General features: G+C 55.0%; 3 protein-coding genes. All 3 read right to left on the bottom strand.

Going from position 1 to position 2,751, the window contains the following annotated elements; all coding sequences use genetic code 11:
* Positions 1–845: T6SS effector BTH_I2691 family protein (locus ACF8GF_RS11390; RefSeq protein ID WP_392519743.1), on the bottom strand; the 845-nt coding region annotated here is incomplete at its 3' end.
* Complete coding sequence (locus ACF8GF_RS11385) at positions 842–1,735, bottom strand: hypothetical protein (RefSeq protein WP_392488089.1); 894 nt, start codon at positions 1,733–1,735, stop codon at positions 842–844. The genes ACF8GF_RS11390 and ACF8GF_RS11385, both read right to left, overlap by 4 nt.
* A partial coding sequence (locus tag ACF8GF_RS11380) for a hypothetical protein (protein WP_392488088.1) occupies positions 1,735–2,751 on the bottom strand: 1,017 nt, incomplete at its 5' end. The genes ACF8GF_RS11385 and ACF8GF_RS11380, both read right to left, overlap by 1 nt.

Here is a 2,751-nt window from a genome sequence, read left to right as displayed (position 1 = left end):
GGCACGCGCTCCTGCTCGGGAGGCTGGGCGGGTCTTGTGTGTTCCAGTTGCTCGGCCGGCATCAGGTCACGCAGTTGATGCTGGTAGGCCGAGACCGACAGGCTCAGGTCCAGGGCCATGCCTTCGGCATCGGCGAGCGCCACTACCACCGGCACTTTCGGCTGGGTCCAGGGGTAGTGGCGGGCGATGGCATTGAGGTTGCCGATGGGCAATGTTTCGGTGACCGGGTCGCTGCTCCAGGTCAGCGGCATGCGCCGCTCGGTTGGCTTGAAGTCTTCGACCCAGGTTTGCAGGGCACTCACTGGCAACACATGGGGCTGGGTGGACGGGGTCTGGCTGCCGCTCACCAGCTCGGCCATGTCCAGCTGGCGCATGTGCCGTTTGCGCAGGGCTGGCGAACCGGTGATACGGGCGGTGATGGCGTTGGTCCACAGGTGCGGGCTGTAACCGATCCACACTTCCTTGGCCGTGTCCTGACAGGTGTCGGCCCACACCCAGCCCGTGCTCTGGCCGGACAGGTAGCGGCCACGCTGGTGGTAGTCCTCCAGCCCTTGGTAGCGCAGCTCCTTGTAGAGGCCCACGCCGACGTGCTCATGAATGACCAGCTTTTCGCCCTGAGGGCCTTTCATGAACACGTAGACATAACCTGGACGCAAGGCGCGGAGGGTATAGGCCGAGTGCTGCAGCGTGGGGAAGCCTTGTTCCAGGTTGAAGCCTGCATCGGCATAGCGGCAGGCGGGAGCGTCGGCGGTGCGGGGCACGATGGCGTAGCGCACTGGCAGGATGGGTATGCGTGCGCTGCAGGCAGGCCCGGAGGTAGCACGGCTGACGGAGGCGTCGCTCATGTACGCTTCCTTTGGGTTGAATGCGCTGGTGCCTCCTCAAATGCTTCGGGTGGCGGTGGCGCTGCTCGGACGTTGAACAGGCGGCAGATGCCATACCAGCAGAGGGCGACGGAGAGGTTGTAGGGAAACAGCACGGCCCAGAACGGCAATTGCCAGTTCTTTTTGCCCTGCATTTCACCGGGCTCACCGGTTCGCCAGGGGGCGTAGTGGCGCCAGGCTTCTGCCGGGGTCAGGCAGATGGCGTGGAGTGGCTTGTGCCACCAGTTGGGTTCACCGGGCGGAGGGAGTTTGTCCGGACCGTGGTCCATGAAGTGGCGGAGGTATTCCCATACCTCGGCGACATGCTTGACGCCGGGTTCGGTGGGTTCGTTGCTGTCGACCCAGAGGCAGTCTTTTTTGTGAAGGCTACCGTCCTTCCTAGGCGGGGCAAAGGCAAGTGCATAGCTAGTGCTGAAGGATGAACCACCGAACTCTGTGCGCTTAAATACCCCTCCCTTGGTATTGGTCCAATCGAATGAGATAAGTTTTTTGTTACGTTGATATAGGATTTTTCCAGTTGCGCGATTGAGGTAAATGTTTGACAGGTTTTTTATGAAGAAAATCCTGTAGGCGATGAATGGTGTAAATATTAGTGGTGCAACAATGTATTGTGCGAATGAGTGAAGGTCCGCTAGCACCGACTTTCTAAAGTCCGCATTCATGATATCCGGGTAGATGTAGGCTGCTAACCCTAATGTCATGGCGGTATATAGTTTCCCCATGAATACGGAGTCGGATACCCATGGGTTCACGAGGGATAAGTGATGTTTATTTATGGTTGATAGTTGGCTTGAGATATGTGGAGTGAACTGAGAGCGTGCGGAGGGTGTGAAAGTCCATGAAATGGCCATTATCGTTCCCCAAGTTTGAAAGTCTGAGAGGAGCTTGCTTGTTCATCTAAGCCTAGATTTGGCAGATATTTGATGCTCAGTTTAATGTGGCGGTGGTTTCGAATTTGATTCTTGAAGTGGAGTATTAGTCCGCCCCTAATTTCATAGCAGTCTGGTGTGGTTGGGAATACAGATATGCCATTGTTCTCGAGTTGGCTACTCAGGCTGGCTTGCCATTCGCTCTGGCCCAATAGAAATCCTCGTAGGAGGACTGTAAATTCAGCAGTGGGGGGAATGCTAGAAACTTGATTGTGTGTGATGGCAGTCCAGTTCGGAGTAGTCCATGTGTTTAAGTCAGTCCATTTGCTGTCCAGATGCCCTAGGTCAAACAGTTTTGTCTCTTTTTTTGAAAGCAGCGAGGGTGAGTAAAATACCTGATGCCAAGCGTTTATTTCGTCTTTAATGTTGAAGAAGGTTGGAAGTTTCTTGTCGGTATCTAAAGTTATGTCTGGTCGGCTTTCGCCGTCATTGAGACGGTTCCCAAATATACTTCGACTGGCCCATAGCTCTATAGGGTTGTGAAGGTGTTCGGTGGCTTTCGCATGGAGGTAGATGCCTCCAGCTATGATCGCAGCACCTAATAGGACCACTGCAGCTGCAGCCCACCCTGCAAAAGGGATAAATGTTGTGGCACCTGCAATAGCTAATCCACCTTCTAATACCAAGACGGAGCCTATTGCGGCCGCGCCCCCGCCATAGAAAGTTAAATCAGAAGCGGCAGTATTACCGTGCATCTTCTGCCTTTGGGATTTTTTATAGTCAGAGGCGAATCCTAGGAAAATAGCCGGGTAGCCGGACAACCTTGCGAACAAATTGCTTCCTAGGAGCTTGATTAGACCGTTACCAAAGGCCATGCCCGGCGCTGTGGCACTTAATCTCAGCATGACGGCCTTTTGCGTCGCCCGCACGCTGACCAACGTTGCCGCCGCTGCACCAATCACCCCGAAAACAGATGAAGCGAACCCCATGGTGTATTC

Source organism: Pseudomonas sp. yb_5 (assembly GCF_043103865.1).
Taxonomy (GTDB): domain Bacteria; phylum Pseudomonadota; class Gammaproteobacteria; order Pseudomonadales; family Pseudomonadaceae; genus Aquipseudomonas; species Aquipseudomonas putida_Y.
This window is presented reverse-complemented; position numbering and strand designations above follow the sequence as displayed.

What these genes read in the sequence shown, in the direction of transcription:
- ACF8GF_RS11385 (WP_392488089.1), bottom strand. Translation starts at nt 1,735, where the DNA reads ATGGCCATTTCATGGACTTTCACACCCTCCGCACGCTCTCAGTTCACT.